Below are 18,424 nucleotides of genomic sequence, written 5' to 3' on the forward strand. Positions count from 1 at the left end.
AAGGAAGTGGAGGTGATGCCATGTCCAGCTACAAGATTGCACTGAATTTCGAGGACGGGGTGACCCGCTTCATCGACTGCAAGGCCGGCGAGAAGGTCCTCGACGCCGCCTTCCGCGCGAAGATCAACCTGCCGATGGACTGTTCCGACGGCGTGTGCGGCACCTGCAAGTGCCGCGCCGAAAGCGGCGCTTACGATCTCGGCGACGACTACATCGACGACGCGCTCACCGAGGACGAGAAGGACGGCGGCCTCGTGCTGACGTGCCAGATGGTGCCGCAAAGCGATTGCGTGATCGCGGTGCCGACGTCGTCGGTCGCATGCAAGACCGGGCAAAGCGGCTTTGCCGCGACCGTGACGAAGATCGAGCAGCACAACGATGCGGCCGTCGTGCTCGAACTCGATGTCGGCGCGGCCGCGCCCGTGTTCCTGCCGGGCCAGTACGTGAACATCGACGTGCCCGCGAGCGGCCAGCACCGTTCCTATTCGTTCTCGTCGGCGCCGGCCGACGCGAAGGTCAGCTTCCTGATCAAGAAGATTCCCGGCGGCGTGATGAGCACGTGGCTCGAATCGGCGCAGCCCGGCGACACGCTGGAACTGCACGGGCCGCTCGGCAGCTTCTACCTGCGCGACGTGCAGCGCCCGCTGCTGTTGCTCGCCGGCGGCACGGGCCTCGCGCCGTTCCTGTCGATGCTCGAGGTGCTGGCGCGCACCGGCTCGCAGCAGAAGGTGCACCTGATCTACGGCGTGACGCGCGATCTCGATCTCGTGCTGGTCGACGCGATCGAAGCCTACGCGGCGAAACTGCCGAACTTCAGCTTTGCGACGGTCATCGCGGACGCGGCATCGAGCCACCCGCGCAAGGGCTGGGTCACGCAGCATATTCCGGCCGATGCGCTGAACGACGGCGACGTCGACGTGTATCTGTGCGGGCCGCCGCCGATGGTCGATGCGGTGCGCAAGTACTTCGACGACGAAGGCGTGAAGCCCAACAGCTTCCACTACGAGAAGTTCACCCCCAACGTCACGGCAAAGGCGGCATGACCATGCAACGATTCTCCGGCAAGGTCGTCGTCGTCACCGGCGCGGCACAGGGTATCGGCCGTGGCGTCGCGCTGCGCGCGGCGGCCGAAGGCGGCAAGGTGCTGTTCGTCGATCGCGCGGATTTCGTCGCCGAGGTGGCCGCCGAAGCGCCGCATGGCGAGACGGCCGGATTCGTCGCGGATCTCGAAACCTACGACGGTGCGCACGCGGCAATCGCGTGTGCCGTGCAGAGGTTCGGCGGCGTCGACATCCTGATCAACGGCGTCGGCGGCGCGATTCGCATGCGCCCGTTCGCCGAGTTCGAGCCGGCGCAGATCGACGCGGAAATCCGCCGTTCGCTGATGCCGACGCTCTATACCTGTCACGCGGTGCTGCCGCACCTGCTCGCACGCGGCGGCGGCACGATCGTCAACATCTCGTCGAACGCGACCCGCGGCATCCGCCGCGTGCCGTATTCGGCGGCGAAAGGCGGCGTCAATGCGCTGACGCAGGCGCTCGCGATGGAATACGCGGAGCACAACATTCGTGTCGTCGCGACCGCGCCGGGCGGCACCAGCGCGCCGCCGCGGCGCGTGCCGCGCAATGCGGCCGGCGACAGCGAGCAGGAACAGGCGTGGATGGGCGAAGCGGTGCGGCAGGTAACCGATTCGACATTCTTCAAGCGCTACGGCAGCCTCGACGAACAGATCGCGCCGATCCTGTTCCTCGCGTCCGACGAGGCGAGCTACATCACCGGCACGGTGCTGCCGGTCGCCGGCGGCGATACGGGTTGAGCGACTTGTCGTGAAGCTGCCTGCTGTTCATCGACAACCCATCGGCCGGTGCGAAGACGCCGGCTACGGAGACATCCATGCGTGATCGCAAAGCCATCGTTCCGGCGGGAATGGAGGCGGTGTACGAGAAAATCGGCTACGCGCCCGGCCTGAAGGTCGGCGATACGCTGTACGTATCCGGTCAGATCGGCCGCGACGCGGCGATGCAGCTCGTCGAAGGCCGCGAAGCGCAGATCGTGCAGGCGTTCGAGAATCTCGGGCGCGTGCTGGAGGCCGCCGGCGCGTCGTTCAACGACGTGGTCGACCTGACGACGTTCCATACCGACATGCGCGACCTGCCGTTGTTCATGCAGGTGCGCGACCGTTACCTCGCTGCGCACCCGAAACCGGCGTGGACGGCGGTCGGCGCGCACATGCTGGGCGGGTCGCCCGGTTATATCGTCGAGATCAAGGCGGTGGCGGTGTTGCCGGCATGATCGCCGGATTGCATGGCTGTCCGGCTTCCGCTCAGTTTCGCGAGGCCGGATCGGCGCGTTCCGCCGCTGGCAGGTACGCCATCCCGTGCTCGTCGTACAGGTCGTAGATGAGCTGCAGCATGCGTTCGATGTCGTCGGATTCGTCGAGCATGCGCATGCTCATGATGATCGGCGACACGAGCCTGGCGTCGTCCAGATCTAGGTATGACACGTCGTCGCGCTTGAGCCCGTACACGCTCTTCGGCACGATCGACACGCCTTCGCCCGCCGCGACGAGCCCGAGCGCGACCTGCAGTTCCCGCGTCTCCAGCACGCGCGCCGGCTTGAGCGCGCGATCGTGGAACGCCGCGAGTACCTGATCCGCATAGCTCGGGCGCGGCGCCTTCGGAAACACGATCAACGTTTCGTTGAGCAGGTCGTGCAGCGACAGCGCCGCATTCGCCGCGCATAGCCGGTGGCCGAGCGGCAGCGCCGCAATCATCGGTTCCTCGCGCAGCACGACGCGGCGCACGCTCGGATCGTTGAGGCGAATGCGCCCGAAGCCCACGTCGATACGGCCTTCCTTGAGTGCCTTGATCTGGTCCATCGTCGACATTTCGTGCAGGCTCAGTTCGACCTCGGCATGCCGCTCGCGATAGCGGCGAATGACTTTCGGCAGCATCCCGTACAGCGTCGAACCGACGAAGCCGACCGACAGGCTGCGTTCGATCTTGCCGACGCGGCGCGTCATCGATTCGAGCTCGGCCGTTTGCGCCAGCAACTGAACCGCATGCTGGAGGAAGAAGCGGCCGGTCTCGGTGAGCTTCAGCGGACGCGATTCGCGCTCGAACAGCATTGCGCCGAGCAGCTGTTCGAGTTGCTGGATCTGTCGGCTCAACGGCGGCTGCGCGATGTGCAGCCTTTGTGCCGCGCGCGTGAAGCTGCGTTCTTCGGCGACAGCAACGAAATAGCGCAGATGGCGTAGCTCCATGTTCCTTGCCGTCGAATGGAGAGAGGGGGATGTAGCCGAAGCCGCACACGTTGGATGGCCGCTGTGTGGCCGTGAGGTGGCCTTCTTGATTCTACGGTAGGTTCGACACGAGCGCGGCCGGTTTTTTGCAGGAAAATTAGTTCGGTTTGCAGATGGATTCATGTGGCATGGCACGCCATCCGTGCACCAAATATGGGCGACCAACCCGTTCATACCTCGCAGATATAAGCTGATACCCATTCGGTGTTGGACTGGTGAAATTGTGGTCGCTACTATCGTCGCAAACAGGTTGCAAACCCGAACGGAATCATGCAACAAGGAGACACCCCCCGATCACATTCCCCATCGGCCGGAAGCCCGCGGCGAGTCGAACGGCAGCGTCGACGCTCGACGCGCATGCCGTGTTGCTCCGGCCCGGTCGCGATTCTCAGAAAGAAACCCGCATTTCGCGCCCGCCGTACACCGGCGGGCGTAGCGTCGAATCAGTGGAAATAAATCCATCGATTCAGGATAGCTGATCAGTTATCCGAAGAAACGAGAATTATCCCTATCAACGTTTGGAGACGGAATGAGGTTTCAGCATCTCGTAGGCGGAGCTTTGCTCGGATTCACGACGGCAGGCTTTGCGCAAAGCAGCGTGACGTTGTATGGCGTGATCGATACGGGCGTCGAATACGTGTCGCACGCCAATGCCGAGGGGAAGGGTATTGTGCGCATGCCTTCGATCACCGGCGAGCTGCCGTCGCGCTGGGGGCTGCGCGGATCGGAGGATCTCGGCGGCGGCTACAAGGCCGTCTTCGCGCTCGAGAGCGGTTTCAATGTCGGCAGCGGCACGATGGGACAGGGCGGCAGGTTGTTCGGCAGGCAAAGCTGGGTCGGAATCGACAGCCCGTACGGCACGCTGTCGTTCGGCCGTCAGTACACGATGACGTATTACGCGGTGCTCGATTCCGACCTGCTCGGCCCGAACATCTACGGGCTGCCGTCCCTCGACGCGTACATCCCGAACGGCCGCGCCGATAACGCCGTTGCGTGGCGCGGCAAGTTCGGCGGGTGGACGGCCGGTGCGATGTACTCGTTCGGCCGCGATTCGGCCGGGACGGGAAACTCGCCGGGGCAGGGTACGTGTGCGGGCCCGACGCCCGGCGACATGACCGTGTGCCGGTTGTGGTCGGCGATGCTCAAATACGATTCGACGTCGTTTGGCGCGGCCGCGTCGTATGAGGAACAGCGCGGCGGCGGCGCGACCGCTGCCGCGAACTTCTTCGACGGCGTCAAGCCGATGCCGCTGACGTCGAGCGGCGACAAGGACGACCGCGCGCAGGTCAACGGCTACGTCAACGCGTTCGGCGTGAAGTTCGGCGGCGGCTGGATCGGTCGCTGGGTGGACACCGATTCGTCGGGCGGCCCGAATGTGCACTCGAACCTGTTCTATCTCACCGCGAACTACTACGTGACGCCCGCTTTCCTGGTCGATGGCGGCGTCTATCACGTCAACGTCTCGGGCCAGAATGCACGCGCGACGCTCGGCGCGTTGCGCGGCACCTACTTCCTGTCGAAGCAGACGGCCGCTTATCTGCAGGGCGCGTACCTCGCCAACAGCGCGCACGCCGCCTTCACGATCAGCGCCGGCGGTGGCGGCACGACGCCCGCACCGGGGCAAAACCAGGTCGGTGTGATGGCGGGTATCCGGCACATGTTCTGAGCGAGTCGCTTCGAACGACCACGGAGCGAATCGGTGCGCGCCGGTTCGCTTTCAAGCATGCAAATAACACGAAAGAAGACGGAGAGACGATATGAAATCGACGATCGGCGGCAACGACGGCCGCAGTGGATGGCGTTTGGGGGTGGTGGCTGTCGCATTCGTGCTCGGAAGCCTGGCGCTGTCAGGCTGTAACGATCACGACGTGGCGGCGTCCGGCGGCGCGACATCCGTTGCGCTGGCATGCAACGACACGATGAAAGCGCGCTTCGCGCCGGACGCGAACACCACCGTGATTGCCGTGAAGGCGTTCAAGGCTGGCGATCCGCTCGTGCTCGCTGCATCGGCGGCCACGTCCGCGACGCCGGTTGCCGGCAGCGATCTGTGTCTCGTCAAGCTGAACGTCGGCCCGGGCAATGCGGGGCCGGCGGGCGCGCCGTCGACGTCGGCGGGCATCGGCATGGAAATCTGGCTGCCCACGCCGTCGAACTGGAATCACCGGATCCACAATCTCGGCGGCGGCGGCTGGCAAGGCGGCGCCTATGACGACCCGACGCAGATCGCCAGCGCCGGCGGCGTGCCGGGCGCGGCGACGATCGCGGCCGCCGAGGGCGCGGTGGTCGGCACGACGGACACCGGCCATGCCGTCACGAACGGCTCGTTTGCGATGAATCCGGACGGGACCATCAACACGACGCTGTGGGGCGACTTCGCGCAGCGTAGCCTGCACGAGCTGGCGCTGAAGACGAAGGCACTGGTCGCCGCGTACTATGCGACGCCGCAGAAGTATGCGTACTGGGACGGCTGCTCGACGGGCGGCCGGCAGGGCTACAACGAGGTGCAGAACAATCCGTCCGACTACGACGGCTATCTGAACGGCGCGCCTGCGTTCAATTGGTCGAAGTTCATTACGAACGAGCTCTATCCGCAGGTCGTCGCGCAAAACGATCTGGGCGGCGTGACGCTGACCGACGCGCAACAGACGCTGCTGTCGGGGGCGGCCGTGAGCGCGTGCGATTCGGTCGGCGGCCAGCATCTGGGTTATCTGATGGATCCGGCCCAGTGTCGCTACGATCCGACTCAGGACGCGAACGTACTGTGCGCAGGCGTGAAGATCGGCGCCGTCACGGGGACGAATGCAACGGCCGCGTGCGTGACGGCCGCGCAAGCGACGTCGATGAACAAGACCTGGTACGGGATGACGCGCGACGGTTCGGTGCCGAGCCCGGCTGCCGACATCGGTACGGCAACGTCGCTGGCGAGCAATCAGCTGTGGTTCGGCCTGATGCGCGGGACCCTTACCGGCGCGCTGGCCGGATCGTCGCCGTTCAGCATCTCGACCGACCTCGTTGCGCTGGAACTGCAGGATCCGACGATCGCAGGGGCCAACTTCACGAACGCGACCGGAAACGGCGCGAACAGGTGGAAGGGCCTGAGCTATGCGGGTCTCGCGAACGCATACGATCAGGGGATCGCGCTGCAGCCGTCGTTCGGCAACATCAATACCGACAATCCGGATCTGTCGGGGCTCGTGAAGACCGGCGCGAAGGTGCTGCATTACCACGGTCTCGCCGATCCGCTGATCACGCCGTCCGGCAGCATCAACTACTACGAACGCGTGGCGAGCCGGATGGGCGGAATCCCGGCCGTGCAGCAGTTCGACCGGCTGTTCCTGGTTCCCGGCATGGGGCATTGCAGCGGTTACGGCGGCGTCAACGGCACGGCCGGCCCCGCGCAAACGGCGAATACGGTGCCGCTGCCGAACGCCGACAGGCAGGACCTGTATGTGAAGCTGGTCGACTGGGTCGAGCACGGCAGCGCGCCGACCAGCATCACGCTGACGTCGGCGGACGGCAGCGCGAGCCAGCCGGTGTGCATGTATCCGACGAAGGCCACGTACAACGGTTCGGGGTCGATCAAGGATGCGGCGAACTATTCGTGCCGGTAGAGGCAGGGACGGGATACGCGCGGCGGAGGAGGCCGCGCGTATCTGGTGTCGTGAAGGGGCGGCTACGACGCGTTGCCGGTGTCGCCGAGATCTATTTCGTATCCTGCGCGGCCGGCGGTGCGGTGAGGTCGACATAGGACCCGGCGGGCCACTGCTTCCCGTGCCACGTGACCGGCGCGGCCAGAAAGCACGACCTCAACGCGGGGCCGGCGGGGGTGAGGTCGAACATCGTATCGCCGCAAGGCAAGTCGTCGACGATCGTACCGGCGCTGACTTCAGCCCTGGCGCGGTCGCAACAGTTTTCCGGGATGAAGATCAGCCCGTCGATCGGCACGTTGCCCAGCATGACGGGGCGGGGGCCATGAATCGACTGCAGCGTGCGTTTTGCGCCCCAGCCGAAAAAGCCGCCGGCGCCGTCGTAGTGGGCCTGACTCCCGGGCGGGAAGGTGACGCCGAGCACCACCAGCGGTTTGGTCGTGACCTCGGGCCTGTCGGTATAGCCGTCGAGTGCGTATTCCCAGAGAGCCATGCCGCCGATCAACAATGCGGGCAGGCAGAAAAACAGCACGGTACACGCGAACCGTTTCAGCAGCGGCAGCCGGCGCAGGAACCACACGAATACCACCACCGTCAGCACGACCCAGACCGTCGACGAGAACGTAACCGCGGCCATCGCGATGCCGCCCAGTTCGCCCGCTTCGGCATGGCTGACCGACGGAAACAGCGCGGACAGCAGCGCCGGCAAGGCAAACTGGCCGAAGCGGGATCGGAGGCGTCGGAGTCGCATCGGTTGTCTCGTCAATGGGCGCGGAGGGACGTGATCGGCTTCTCGACAGGCACCACGCTGCCCGCGAGCGGCCGGAAGCGATTCGACCGGGCGGGCAGGCCGCGGGTGTCGATCGCCCGGTCGTCGAGGTATTTACGACGGGCTCGTCGATGAAGTCAAGCGGGATGAGGGGCCGCTGATCGGGTTGTGCTTCGCGACGAAGCCGGGTTGTAAATCCGGCTCCGTGTACGGCGTGCATGCCGCTGGCACGATCGTTGGCGTACGGCAAGCATGGCATGCAGTGCGGGATGCAGAATCTCGCGGTGCTGCTGACGGCGCTGTCGCGCATCCCGTCCGAACAGTTCGGCAAGGCCGTGTTCGGGCATTCTTCAGGCGAAAACGTTTGCGAAAACCAGCTGCCACGAACGTCGCCCGCGCGGGCCGATGCGAGGCCAGGCAAGGTTACTCAACATATCAATACAAAATATTACCGACGTCGCCACGTATCGTTCCCTACAATTCCCGGACCTGACACGTGCGCGTGACGTCCCGTGACGCCTCTGTTTCCCGGTCGTATCGAAGCATCGAGTCATCTCGCGCGTGCCCGGAATCGAACGCGTACGGGTCGGGTTCGCGTCGTACCGGCTCTCGACGGGCAGGCAATCGGACAACGAGCTATTGACAGGAGTGCGAAATGGTAACGCTGCAAGTCGTCCAGAGTCTCGATGCGCTCACGAACGCAATTGAAGTCGCGGTTGAGCGGGCCGACTGGAGCGAGGCCGTCCGGGCCGCCGAGACACGTTTGAGGTTCGTGGCTGCGCTTGCGCCCGATCAACCGGACGAGGTTCTTGCGGCGCTCAGGAGAATGCAGGAGATCGATGTCCGGATCTCCACCGCCGCACGCGAAACGTTGCTGGCGCTCGTCGCCGAGGGCCGGATGGCGTTGCACGAGACCGGGGTGGCGACGAGCGAGCTGAAGGCGCACCAGCGGTCGCTCGACGCAGGCGCTGCGGCATCGCGCTGTGTTTCTTCCCGCGCGGGTACGCGATTCGCTGCCCGGCCGGCCACGCGAGGCTGATATTCGTTTCCCAAGAGGTGACATGAGATTCAGAAAACGCACCAGTCATGTCGAGGCAACCCGGTGGTTCGTCGACGGCGACCATGACCGGGTGGAGCGCCATCAGGGCATGTGGGCGGTCGCGACGCCGGAAGGCTGGCGTGCGGTGATGCCGGGCGACTGGATCCTGCTCGACGAGTGCGGAAACTGCTGGCCGATGGACCACGGCCACTTCGAGCATTTCTACGAACCGGTGGCGGGGTGACTCGATTCCGGGCGGCCGGGACGCCCGCGCCTACCGGCTCTTGCGTGAAAACAGCAGCGAATCGGCGTCATTGAAGCGGATCCGCGTCGGCTCGCCATACCCGGCTTTCTCCGCGACCCGGATCGACGCGGCATTCGTCGGCGCGATCAGGCACACGCTGCGCTCGAACCGCTGCTGCCCGTCGAGCCATGCAAGCGCGGCCGCGAGCGCCTCGGTCGCGTAGCCCTTGCCGTGCGCCCACGTCGCGATCGCCCAGCCGGCTTCCGGCACGCCGCGAATCGACGGTTCGACGATCCGGTGGAAATCCGCGAAGCCGAGATCGCCGACATAGCGGCCTGACGCTTTCTCGCGAATCGCCCAGTAGCCGTAACCGAGCAGCGGCCACAGCCCGCGATACGCGAGCATGCGCATCCACGAGTCGCGCGGCGCGGACGGCTTGCCGTTGAAGATGTGCTCGACGACCTCCGGCTCGGCCCACATCGCGGCGAGCGCGTCGAAATCGCCGAGCGGATGGCCTTCGAGGACGAGGCGTGGCGTGTCGAGAACGGGCGGGGAAGAGACGGGCGGCATCGTGGTTTCCGGGGAGGCGTTGAATGGAACGGCTAGACCGTCAGCACGTCGATGCCGCGTTGCCGAAGGTCGTCGACCACGGCCGGATCGGCGCCCGTATCGGTGATCAGCATGTCGAGCTGCTCGACGCTCGCGATCACCGACAGGTTGCGCTTCATCAGCTTTGATGAATCGGCTACCGCGATCACCTGGCGCGAGATCTTCAGCATCTGCGCGTTGAGCTGCGCTTCGAGCAGGTGCGGCGTCATCAGGCCAATCTCGGGGTCGAGGCTGTCGACACCGAGGAACAGCCGGTCCGCGTACAGCCCTTGCAGCGCGACGACGGCCTGCGGACCCGACAGCGAATAGGAATTCGGCCGCAGCTGACCGCCCGGCATGATCAGGTTGATGTGCGGCGCGGCCGCGAGCAGCACGGCCACGTTCAGCGCATTCGTGATCACGTTCAGCGACTGCAGCTTCATCGCGAGGATCTGCTTCGCGATTTCCTCGGTCGTGCTGCCCGAGTCGAGCAGGATCGTTTCGCCGTCGCCGATCAACGCGGCAGCGGCCGTCGCGATCCGCACCTTCTCCGCGTGACGGAGCTTCTGCTTGACCGCGATCGGCACCTCATCGCTCTCGCGCAGCACGAGCGCGCCGCCGTGCGTGCGCAGCACCGCGCCGGCCGCCGCGAGCGCATTCAGGTCGCTGCGCACCGTGACGAGCGAAATGCCGAAACGCTCGGACAGCTCCTCGACGGTGACTTTCTCCCGTTCGCGCACCAGTTCGCAGATCAGGCGTCGACGTTCCTCGACAAGCAGCGGCGCGTGATCGACGGCGGGCGATGGAGGCACTCGGTGAGCGGGCATGTCCATTTCGGCAAGACAGGGAGCCGAAATGATATCAAAACCCCTGCCCGGGCTGGAGCGCACGCAATGCCGACGGGCCGAGCGGCCGGCCCGCCAGCCGGGCCGCATGCACGGCCGCGCCGACATGCGGGCCGAGCCGCGGCGCGGTGAGCACGGCGTGCGGCACGACGCGGGTGAGCGCGTCGCGCAGCGGATCGAGCACGAGTGCCCCCGCGTTGAACACGCCGCCCGAATACGACACGGGCAGCGGCTGGCCGGGCGGCCAGTCGAGCGCGCGCGCGACGCCGGCTGCGAGCCGCGCGAGTTCGTCGGCCGCACGTTCGATCAGCGCATGCGCGTGCGCGTCGCCCGCGCGCGCCGCATCGATCACGAGCCGCGACAACTGCGCGAAGCGGCTGCGCACGGCGCCCGAATTCACCGCCGCGCACAGGTCGAGGTCGTGTTCGAGCGAGAAGTGCGCACGCACGATGTCGAACAGCGGCCCGCGCGCGGCGCGGCCGTCGGCCATCCGCGAGAACGCGGCGAGTCCTTCGCGCGCGAGCCAATACGCCGAGCCCTCGTCGCCGAAGATCTCGCCCCAGCCGCCGCAGCGCGCGGTGCGGCCTTCGAGCTGCCCGTATGCGATCGACCCGGTGCCGGCGACGATGCTGATACCGTCGCCGCCGGCCAGCGTGCCGGCCCAGCTGCACACCATGTCGTTGCCGATCCGGTAGCGGCCGTGGTCGAACAACGGGGCGAGCAGGCCGTCGAGTTCGGGCAGCAGGCGGCTGTCCTCGCCATAGGCGGGCAAGCCGGCGAACGCATACGCGATCTCGTCGCGCGCGACGTCCGCCGCGGCCAGCACCGCGTGCACGCCGTCGGCGAGCAGCGCGCGCAGCGGGTCCATGCCGATTTCGAGGTAGTAGCTGGTGGTCGTCTCATGGCGCGCGAGGATACGACCTTGCTGGTCGATCACCATGAAGGCGGTTTTCGTGCCGCCGCCATCGATGCCGAGAAAGAGTGGAGTCATGTGGGCTGCTCCGCATACGGATGAATGGTGACGCCCGCCACGACGCGGTTGACGGTGCCGGATGCGCTCGGATTGTCGGGTGTGAGCCCGAGCCGCAGCGATGCGAGCAGCGCGAAGCACTGCGCGAGAATCAGCGCGACGGGCGCGAGCGCGAGATCGGGCAGGCCAGGCGGTAGCGGCACGGTCAGGTCGTCGTCGGACGGCGGCAATGTTGCGGTGCCGTCGGCCGGCGCGACGCCGACCGACAGTATGCCGGCCGCACGGTTTTCGCGCCGCAGTTCGCGCAGCAGGTCGAGATCGTAGCGGCGCGTATGCGGATTGCCGGACAGCAGCACGACGACGAGCGTGCGCTCGTCCAGGAACGTCTTCGGGCCGTGCCGGAAGCCGAGCGGCGATTCGGCCATCGCGACGATCAGCCCGTCGGTCAGCTCCAGCAGCTTCAGCGCGGCTTCGCGCGCGAGCCCGAGCAGGGCGCCGCTGCCGAGATAGACGACGCGCTCGGGCAACTGCCGCACGTGCGCGGCGATCCGCGATGCCTGCTCGCGCAGCAGCGTGCGCGCGGCGTCGGCCAGCGGTTCGACCGGCATGCCGGCCACGTCGAAGGCCCAGGCCGCGCCGAGCAGCATGCCGCTGAAACTGGACGTCATCGCGAACGCCTGGTCGTGCGTGGCCTCCGGCAGCAGCACGACGTGCGCGCGCGGATGCGTGCCGAGGTGCCGGTTCAGCATGCCGTCGGCCGCGCATGTGAACACGAGGTGGTGGCAATCGTCGACGAAGCGGTCCGCCAGCTCGACGGCCGCGACGCTTTCGGGGCTGTTGCCCGAGCGCGCGAACGAGACGAGCAGCGTCGGCACACCGGGCTGCAGCGTTTCGCCGGGGCACGCGACGATGTCGGTGGTGGCCACCGCTTCGACGCGGCCGCCGAAGCGGTGGCGCAGCGCGGGGACGAGGCACTGTCCGATGAAGGCCGAGCTGCCGGCGCCCGTCAGGACGATGCGCAGGCCGGGATCGGCGAGAAGCGGCACGAGAAATGCGTCGAGCTTCGCGCGTTGTGCGTCGACGACCGCGTGAACGTCGGGCCATACGTCGGGCTGCTGGGCGATTTCGCGCGCGGTGTGGGCGGCGTGGCGGCGGGCAAGGTCGGCGGGATCGAGATCGAGAAATTCCATGAGCAGTTCAGAGGAGAGTCGGTCACGCGGCACACGCGTGAAGATACGGACGGACGGCGGCGGCCGTGCCGTCTTGCAACAGGGCGCCGGCACGCAGGTCGAGCCGTCCTTCGCGGACGGCCTCGTACTGGCGCGGCAGATGCTGGCTGACCAGCGTGAGCGGTGGCGGCGACGCGTCGAGACGCGCGAGCAGGTCGGCACACGCGCGCTGCACGGCCGGATGGGTCCAGTAGTAGCGGATCCGGTCACTCAGGCTGTAAGCGAGGTCGAGATCGAGCTGTGTGCCGGCCGCGTAGTAGTCGCGCCAGTGCGCGGGTTCGTCGCGCATCACGCCGAGCACGGTCGCGATGAAGCCGTCGTCGCCGCCGAGCCATTCGCGCTCGATTGCGGCGAGCGCCCACAGCGTTTCGCGCATCGCGAAGGTCACGCCCGGTCCAACCTTCAGGATCGCGAAGTGATCGCGCGCGAGTTGCGCGAGATTGTCGGGCGTCTGGTAGTCGGTCGAATGCGCTTCGAACACGAGCGCGGGTTCGTCCTCGATGAACGCGCTCAGTGCGCGGGCCTTGCCGGCGTCGTAGTCGATGACCTGGTGATGATCGAACTCGACGCCGGGCTGCACGACCATCGCGATCACGCGCGACCACGCATCGTCGAGGCCCGCGCGCGCGAATGCATCGCGGTGCAGCGCCAGCGTCGCGCCGGCCGCGTCCGGCGCGGTGACGGCCAGCGCGTCGAGCGTCTCGTGCGCGCCGCCGGGCACCGGCACCTCCGTGCCGATCACGTAGACCGGCGCCTCGCCGCGCGGCGAGCCGGCCGCCCACGCGTGTTCGGCGGCGCGGCACAGGCGCACGGCGCGCGCCGCGATCTCGGCTTCGGGCAACGGCGACGGATCGTCCGCGCACGACATCGAGCAGTCGAGATGCAGCTTGCGGAAACCGGCTGCGACGTACTGCGCGACCATCGTCGCGGCCTTGTCCATCGCGTGCGCGGCCGGCAACCGGCGCCACGCGTTCGGGCCCAGGTGATCGCCGCCGAGCAGGATCGCGTCGGGGCTCACGCGTTCGCGCCTGGCGATGTCGAACACGTAGCGGCGGAAGTCGTGCGGCGTCATCCCCGTATAGCCGCCGTCCTGGTTGACCTGGTTGCAGGTCGCCTCGATCAGCGCGGGGCGATCGAGCGCCGCGCATTCGCGCAGCGCCGCGGCGATCGCGACCGGATGCGCGGAGCACACGGACGGGATGCCGATCGCGGGCGTGCCGCGCGATGCGTGCCGGGGCGACTGTTTGTGACGGCGAACGAGATCGAGCAGGTAGTTCATGCCGATTCCCCCGCTGCGTTGGCGGCCGTCGCGCTTTCCGGTTGCAGCGCGAGCAGCAGCGCGGCCAGCAGCGCCAGCGCAATGCCCGTCAGCTTGCTGCCGGTCGGCGCCGTGCCCGTGACGGCCATCGAGATCACCGACGTCAGCAACGGCGCGCCCGCATTGACGAGCGGCGACACGACGATCGCCTTGCCGAAGCGGAACGCGTAGACGAGCGTCAGCGCGCCGATCGCGTTCAGCACCTGGATGACGGCGGCGAGGCCCGGGCCGCTGATCCCGTAGTTGATCGTCCGGCCGAAGTCGGTCATCCACAGCGCGAACGGCACGCACAGCAGGCCGGTCAGCGCCATGTAGAAGAAGATCGATTCCGCATCCATCGACGCGTTCGCGATCTTGATGAAGTACGCCTGCAGTCCCCACGCGACGAGCACCAGCAGTGCGAGCGCGAACCACAGCCCGAATCTGGCGGGCCCCTGGCCCGACTGGAAATCGAACAGCGGCAGCGAGCAGAGCGCGAGCACGATCCCGGCCAGGCCGAGCTTGCCCGTGCGTTCGCGCAGCAGCAGGAACGACAGCGCGATCGTCAGCGCCGGCGACAGCGACACGATCGGGAACACGAGATACGGCGGCCCCGATTCGACCGCGCGAAACAGCAGCATCTGTCCGCCCGCGCCGAGCAGCCCGATGGCCAGCCCGAGCGTCAGCGAGCGGCTGTCGTGGCGCACGCGCCAGCCGGCGCGCCCCAGCGCGACCAGCGCCGGCGGAATCATCGTGAACGCCCACACCACGTAGATCAGCGTATCGGGGAAGCCCTGCTCGGCGGGCAAACCGGTGAATGCGCCCCACACGCCCCACAGCAGGGTCGTGACGAGCGCGTGGACAAGCCAGGTGTTTTGCATCGGTCGCGTCTTTCGAAGATGGTTCAGAACCGTCGAATGCTTTCGTTTTGTCGCGGCGCGAGCATAGCCGGAAGCAATCGACGGGCCGCTCCCGACGGTGTTTCACAAAGAAATGTCAGAGTAACTTGCCGGGAGCCGCCAATCTATGTTCTTTCGATATCTTTCGTTATTAGTGTAAACCACAAACGAAAGAAAACGAAAGATGAACTAGATTGCCGATCTGCACGATGCGGATGTGTCGGCGCACGGCCCTTCTTCACGAGGAACCTCGTATGAACGCTTGCTTTTCCTTTCGATTTCTTCGGTCCGCCCGGTTTGCCGCCCGGCCAGCCCGGTGCGTGCCGGCCGTCGGCGACGCCGGTGTGCCGCTTTGCCGCGAGGTGCGCCAATGACCACGCGGCGCGCGTTCGTGCAGTGGCTGGCCGCCGGCGCGGCGAGCCCGATCCTGGTCGGTATCGGCGTACGCGATGCCCACGGCGGCGAACCGCGGCGCGTCGCGCTGCGCGATGACCGGCTCGTGATCGAGTTCGACCCGGCGATGCGCTGCCGGCTGGCCGTCCGCCGCGGCGGCGGCACGCGCGCGCTGACCCGTTTCGATGCGAGCGAGACGCTCGAACAGTTGATCGGCCCGGCCCCGGCGCCCACGCCGGACGGCCCCGCGCCCGACACGCGGCCGGTGCGCACGATCGACCGCTTCGCGATCGTCGACGCCGCGCATGCGGAAGTCGCGACCGCGTTCGGCGCGGGGCGGCAGCTGCGGCTGGTCGGCCGCTCGGCGCACGGCTTCGAGAAGACGCTGCGCGTCACGTTGCTCGACGCGCGGCCGGGTGTCGCGCTGATCGACACGCAGTTTCGCAATGTCGGCGCGCAGGCGGCCGACATCCGCGCATGGAACGTCGGCGCGCACCGGTTGCTGCCGGCCGCCGCCGGTGCGGGCGGTTACTGGACCTATTCGGGCGCGAGCCATGCGGACCGGCGCGACTGGGTGCAGCCGGTGAAGGCCGGCTTCGACCAGCGCAATTTCATGGGCATGAACGCGTCGGACTACGGCGGCGGCACGCCCGTCGTCGACGTGTGGCGGCGCGACCAGGGCATCGCGCTCGGCCATCTCGACACCGTGCCGCGCCTCGTGTCGCTGCCGGTGAAGGCAGTGCGCAACGAAGTCGCGCTCGGCCTGCGCGGCGAGAAGACGGTGACGCTCGCGCCGGGCGCGACGCTCGACACGCCGACCGCGTTCGTGATGCTGCACGACGGCGACTATTTCGTCGCGCTCAATACCTACCGCCAGATGATGGGTGCGCAGGGGTTCCATTCGCCGCAGCCGCCGGCCAGCGCGTACGAGCCGATCTGGTGCGCGTGGGGCTACGAGCGCCAGTTCAGCCTCGACTACGTGCGCGCCACGTTGCCGAAGGTGCAGGCGCTCGGCTTCAAATGGGCCGTGCTCGACGACGGCTGGCAACGGCGGACCGGCGACTGGGTGCCCGACCGCGCGAAATTCCCGGCCGGCGAAACGGACATGAAGGCGCTCGTCGACGACATCCATGCGCGCGGGCAGAAGGCGCGGCTGTGGATCGCGCCGCTCGCGGTCGCACCGGGCAGCGACGAACTGCACGACAACACCGACATGCTGCTGCTCGACGCGGACGGCGCGCCGCAGGCGATCACGTGGTGGAACAGCTTTTATCTGTGCCCGGCCTACGAGAAGACCCAGGCGCACATCGCCGCGCTCGTGAAGAAGGTGATCGGCGAGTGGGGTTTCGACGGGATGAAGATCGACGGCCAGCACCTGAACGGCGTCGCGCCTTGCTACAACCCCGCGCACCAGCACGTGCGGCCGGAGGATTCGGTCGAGCATCTCGCGGATTTCTACCGCGTGTTCCATGACGCCGCGCATGCGCTCAAGCCGGACGCCGTCGTCGAAGTGTGTCCGTGCGGCACCGCGTACGCGTTCCACAACATGCGCTATATCGACCAGGCGCCCGCGTCCGATCCGCTGTCGAGCTGGCAGGTTCGCCACAAGGGCAAGACGCTGAAGGCGCTGATGGGCGCGTCGTCCGCGTATGCGGGCGACCACGTCGAACTGAGCGACGGCGGGCGCGATTTCGCGTCGGCGGTCGGCGTCGGCGCCGTCATCTCGACGAAGTTCACGTGGCCCGTCGATCCGAAGCCGAAGAACTCGTTCCTGCTGACACCCGAGCACGAGCAGGCGTGGCGGCACTGGGTCGGCGTGTACAACGCGCACCGGCTCGCCGAGGGCCGCTATCGCGGCGAGCTCTACGACATCGCGTTCGACAAGCCGGAGGCGCACGTCGTGGAAAAGGACGGCGTGCTGCATTACGCGTTCTACGCCGACCGCTGGAGCGGCTCCATCGCGCTGCGCGGCCTGCAGCCCGACCGCTTGTACCGGATCGTCGACTACGCGAACGGCAATCGCACGGTCGGCCACGTCGCACCCGGGCAGGCCGCGATCGCATTGCGCTTCGAGCATGCGGCGCTTCTGCGCGCCGAACCGCTCGACGCTTGAGCGTCATCTCGCATCACCCGGCATCATCTCGCGTCACCGAGCAACCCGGCAGTTCCGCAACCCGCAGTTCCATTCGTCATCCCGACCCCTCCACTGGAGAAGCATCGATGAAAAAAACCGTACGCAACCTTTCGTGTGTCGCGGCGCTCGCGCTGTGCGCATCGATCCTGCAGGCCTGCGGCGACGGGTCGTCCGACCCGCTGTCGTCCAAGGCCTTTGCCGCGACCCTTCCGGCCGCGCCGACACCCGCGCGTGCCGGCTCGCACTGGGCGCCCGTCGTATCCGACACGTGGCAATGGCAGCTCAGGGGCAAGCTCAACACGTCCTACGACGTGGCCATCTACGACATCGACCTGTTCGATACCGATCCGGCGACCATCGCGGCGCTCAAGCAGGCCGGGCGCAAGGTCGTCTGCTATTTCTCGGCGGGGAGTTCCGAGAACTGGCGGCCCGATTTCTCGAAGTTCAAGGAATCCGACCAGGGCAAGAAGCTCGACGACTGGGAGGGCGAGCGCTGGCTCGACATTCGTTCGAGCAACGTCCGGGACATCATGACGGCCCGCCTCGATCGCGCGGTGTCGAAGGGGTGCGACGGCGTCGAGCCCGACAACGTCGACGGTTATGCGAACGACACGGGTTTCCCGCTGCAGGACAGCGATCAGTATGCGTTCAACGTGTTCATCGCCAACGAGGCGCACAAGCGCAATCTGGCGGTCGGGCTGAAGAACGACGTCGACCAGCTCGTGGCGCTCGAGCCGTCGTTCGATTTCGCGGTGAACGAGGAATGCAACGAGCACAAGGAGTGCGGCGGCTACACGGTGTTCACATCGAAGAACAAGCCGGTGCTGAACGCCGAGTACGCGAGCAAGTACCGCACGCCGAGCGGGCAGCGCACGCTGTGCGATGCGGCGCGCGCCCTGAACATGCGCACGCTCGTGCTGGCGAAGAAGCTCGACGACAGCTACCGGTTCAGCTGCGAAGCATCCTGATCCGGTAGCGCCCGCCGCGACGGGCGAACCCGTGTGGCTGATGCTCGCTCGCGTACGCCGTGTGCCCCGGCGTGCGCGAGCGCGAGCGTCACGATGCCGTG

The 18,424-nt window shown here is 67.1% G+C and carries 18 protein-coding genes; 10 read left to right on the top strand and 8 right to left on the bottom strand.

Annotated elements, in window-relative coordinates; translation table 11 throughout:
• Positions 1–20: 20 nt before the first annotated feature.
• The 3 genes from benC to ACN22W_RS38440 all read left to right on the top strand — a co-directional run bounded on the left by benC (position 21) and on the right by ACN22W_RS38440 (position 2,292).
• Positions 21–1,043, top strand: coding sequence for a benzoate 1,2-dioxygenase electron transfer component BenC (benC, locus tag ACN22W_RS38430; protein ID WP_193102862.1), 1,023 nt, complete (start codon positions 21–23; stop codon positions 1,041–1,043).
• Entirely contained in the window at positions 1,040–1,816 is a 777-nt protein-coding gene (gene benD, locus ACN22W_RS38435) for a benzoate diol dehydrogenase BenD (RefSeq protein ID WP_419690264.1), read from the top strand. Before benC ends, benD begins: the two co-directional genes overlap by 4 nt.
• A 77-nt stretch (positions 1,817–1,893) precedes the next feature.
• Complete coding sequence (locus tag ACN22W_RS38440) at positions 1,894–2,292, top strand: RidA family protein (RefSeq protein ID WP_343492079.1); 399 nt, start codon at positions 1,894–1,896, stop codon at positions 2,290–2,292.
• A gap of 31 nt (positions 2,293–2,323) precedes the next feature.
• Here the strand turns inward: ACN22W_RS38440 and ACN22W_RS38445 are convergent, their stop codons facing one another.
• Entirely contained in the window at positions 2,324–3,262 is a 939-nt protein-coding gene (locus tag ACN22W_RS38445; RefSeq protein ID WP_343492078.1) for a LysR family transcriptional regulator, read from the bottom strand.
• A 568-nt stretch (positions 3,263–3,830) separates the two neighbouring features.
• Here ACN22W_RS38445 and ACN22W_RS38450 point away from each other — a divergent pair.
• Positions 3,831–4,967, top strand: a complete 1,137-nt coding sequence (locus tag ACN22W_RS38450) for a porin (protein WP_419690265.1) — start codon at positions 3,831–3,833, stop codon at positions 4,965–4,967.
• Between the two features lie 91 nt (positions 4,968–5,058).
• Positions 5,059–6,912 carry a tannase/feruloyl esterase family alpha/beta hydrolase gene (locus tag ACN22W_RS38455; protein ID WP_419690266.1) on the top strand — a complete coding sequence of 618 codons (1,854 nt, stop codon included), beginning with the start codon at positions 5,059–5,061 and terminating at the stop codon, positions 6,910–6,912.
• A gap of 91 nt (positions 6,913–7,003) precedes the next feature.
• Here ACN22W_RS38455 and ACN22W_RS38460 read toward each other — a convergent pair whose 3' ends face one another.
• On the bottom strand, positions 7,004–7,657 hold the full coding sequence (locus ACN22W_RS38460) for a hypothetical protein (protein WP_419690267.1): 654 nt from the start codon (positions 7,655–7,657) through the stop codon (positions 7,004–7,006).
• Positions 7,658–7,986: 329 nt separating this feature from the next.
• On the opposite strand from ACN22W_RS38460, the gene ACN22W_RS38465 reads away from it, so the two are divergent.
• The 3 genes from ACN22W_RS38465 (at position 7,987) to ACN22W_RS38475 (ending at position 9,000) form a co-directional block, all read left to right on the top strand.
• Positions 7,987–8,223: a hypothetical protein gene (locus ACN22W_RS38465; protein WP_419690268.1), complete on the top strand. Its 237-nt coding sequence runs from the start codon at positions 7,987–7,989 to the stop codon at positions 8,221–8,223.
• A 149-nt stretch (positions 8,224–8,372) separates the two neighbouring features.
• Entirely contained in the window at positions 8,373–8,756 is a 384-nt protein-coding gene (locus tag ACN22W_RS38470; RefSeq protein ID WP_419690269.1) for a hypothetical protein, read from the top strand.
• A gap of 22 nt (positions 8,757–8,778) precedes the next feature.
• On the top strand, positions 8,779–9,000 hold the full coding sequence (locus tag ACN22W_RS38475) for a hypothetical protein (protein ID WP_412025703.1): 222 nt from the start codon (positions 8,779–8,781) through the stop codon (positions 8,998–9,000).
• Between the two features lie 30 nt (positions 9,001–9,030).
• Here the strand turns inward: ACN22W_RS38475 and ACN22W_RS38480 are convergent, their stop codons facing one another.
• Genes ACN22W_RS38480 through ACN22W_RS38505 form a run of 6 tightly spaced genes read right to left on the bottom strand, consistent with a single transcriptional unit; the run spans position 9,031 to position 14,810 of the window.
• Positions 9,031–9,570: a GNAT family N-acetyltransferase gene (locus ACN22W_RS38480; protein ID WP_419690270.1), complete on the bottom strand. Its 540-nt coding sequence runs from the start codon at positions 9,568–9,570 to the stop codon at positions 9,031–9,033.
• 32 nt (positions 9,571–9,602) lie between these two features.
• Positions 9,603–10,415, bottom strand: coding sequence for a DeoR/GlpR family DNA-binding transcription regulator (locus ACN22W_RS38485; RefSeq protein WP_226800701.1), 813 nt, complete (start codon positions 10,413–10,415; stop codon positions 9,603–9,605).
• 34 nt (positions 10,416–10,449) lie between these two features.
• Positions 10,450–11,424, bottom strand: coding sequence for an N-acetylglucosamine kinase (locus tag ACN22W_RS38490; protein WP_419690271.1), 975 nt, complete (start codon positions 11,422–11,424; stop codon positions 10,450–10,452).
• Positions 11,421–12,593, bottom strand: a complete 1,173-nt coding sequence (locus ACN22W_RS38495) for an SIS domain-containing protein (protein ID WP_419690272.1) — start codon at positions 12,591–12,593, stop codon at positions 11,421–11,423. The genes ACN22W_RS38490 and ACN22W_RS38495 overlap by 4 nt, the downstream gene beginning before the upstream one ends.
• Positions 12,594–12,615: 22 nt before the next feature.
• A complete protein-coding gene (locus tag ACN22W_RS38500) occupies positions 12,616–13,911 on the bottom strand; it encodes a D-tagatose-bisphosphate aldolase, class II, non-catalytic subunit (protein ID WP_419690273.1) in 1,296 nt (431 codons plus the stop codon).
• Positions 13,908–14,810 (bottom strand): EamA family transporter, encoded by a 903-nt coding sequence (locus ACN22W_RS38505; protein WP_419690274.1) that lies wholly within the window; start codon positions 14,808–14,810, stop codon positions 13,908–13,910. The genes ACN22W_RS38500 and ACN22W_RS38505 overlap by 4 nt, the downstream gene beginning before the upstream one ends.
• A gap of 388 nt (positions 14,811–15,198) precedes the next feature.
• Between ACN22W_RS38505 and ACN22W_RS38510 the strand changes: the two genes are divergently transcribed.
• Together ACN22W_RS38510 and ACN22W_RS38515 are read left to right on the top strand one after the other, a co-directional pair.
• Entirely contained in the window at positions 15,199–17,334 is a 2,136-nt protein-coding gene (locus tag ACN22W_RS38510) for a glycoside hydrolase family 36 protein (protein WP_419690275.1), read from the top strand.
• 107 nt (positions 17,335–17,441) lie between these two features.
• Positions 17,442–18,323, top strand: coding sequence for an endo alpha-1,4 polygalactosaminidase (locus ACN22W_RS38515; protein WP_412025696.1), 882 nt, complete (start codon positions 17,442–17,444; stop codon positions 18,321–18,323).
• Positions 18,324–18,424: the final 101 nt, after the last annotated feature.

Source organism: Burkholderia theae (assembly GCF_048565265.1).
Classification (GTDB): Bacteria; Pseudomonadota; Gammaproteobacteria; order Burkholderiales; family Burkholderiaceae; genus Burkholderia; species Burkholderia theae.

Excerpts from the sequence above, each read along its gene's own strand:
- benC (WP_193102862.1), top strand. The coding sequence starts at position 21 with ATGTCCAGCTACAAGATTGCACTGAATTTCGAGGACGGGGTGACCCGC.
- benD (WP_419690264.1), top strand. The coding sequence starts at position 1,040 with ATGACCATGCAACGATTCTCCGGCAAGGTCGTCGTCGTCACCGGCGCG.
- ACN22W_RS38440 (WP_343492079.1), top strand. The coding sequence starts at position 1,894 with ATGCGTGATCGCAAAGCCATCGTTCCGGCGGGAATGGAGGCGGTGTAC.
- ACN22W_RS38445 (WP_343492078.1), bottom strand. The coding sequence starts at position 3,262 with ATGGAGCTACGCCATCTGCGCTATTTCGTTGCTGTCGCCGAAGAACGC.
- ACN22W_RS38450 (WP_419690265.1), top strand. The coding sequence starts at position 3,831 with ATGAGGTTTCAGCATCTCGTAGGCGGAGCTTTGCTCGGATTCACGACG.
- ACN22W_RS38455 (WP_419690266.1), top strand. The coding sequence starts at position 5,059 with ATGAAATCGACGATCGGCGGCAACGACGGCCGCAGTGGATGGCGTTTG.
- ACN22W_RS38465 (WP_419690268.1), top strand. The coding sequence starts at position 7,987 with ATGCAGAATCTCGCGGTGCTGCTGACGGCGCTGTCGCGCATCCCGTCC.
- ACN22W_RS38470 (WP_419690269.1), top strand. The coding sequence starts at position 8,373 with ATGGTAACGCTGCAAGTCGTCCAGAGTCTCGATGCGCTCACGAACGCA.
- ACN22W_RS38475 (WP_412025703.1), top strand. The coding sequence starts at position 8,779 with ATGAGATTCAGAAAACGCACCAGTCATGTCGAGGCAACCCGGTGGTTC.
- ACN22W_RS38480 (WP_419690270.1), bottom strand. The coding sequence starts at position 9,570 with ATGCCGCCCGTCTCTTCCCCGCCCGTTCTCGACACGCCACGCCTCGTC.
- ACN22W_RS38485 (WP_226800701.1), bottom strand. The coding sequence starts at position 10,415 with ATGCCCGCTCACCGAGTGCCTCCATCGCCCGCCGTCGATCACGCGCCG.
- ACN22W_RS38490 (WP_419690271.1), bottom strand. The coding sequence starts at position 11,424 with ATGACTCCACTCTTTCTCGGCATCGATGGCGGCGGCACGAAAACCGCC.
- ACN22W_RS38495 (WP_419690272.1), bottom strand. The coding sequence starts at position 12,593 with ATGGAATTTCTCGATCTCGATCCCGCCGACCTTGCCCGCCGCCACGCC.
- ACN22W_RS38500 (WP_419690273.1), bottom strand. The coding sequence starts at position 13,911 with ATGAACTACCTGCTCGATCTCGTTCGCCGTCACAAACAGTCGCCCCGG.
- ACN22W_RS38505 (WP_419690274.1), bottom strand. The coding sequence starts at position 14,810 with ATGCAAAACACCTGGCTTGTCCACGCGCTCGTCACGACCCTGCTGTGG.
- ACN22W_RS38510 (WP_419690275.1), top strand. The coding sequence starts at position 15,199 with ATGACCACGCGGCGCGCGTTCGTGCAGTGGCTGGCCGCCGGCGCGGCG.
- ACN22W_RS38515 (WP_412025696.1), top strand. The coding sequence starts at position 17,442 with ATGAAAAAAACCGTACGCAACCTTTCGTGTGTCGCGGCGCTCGCGCTG.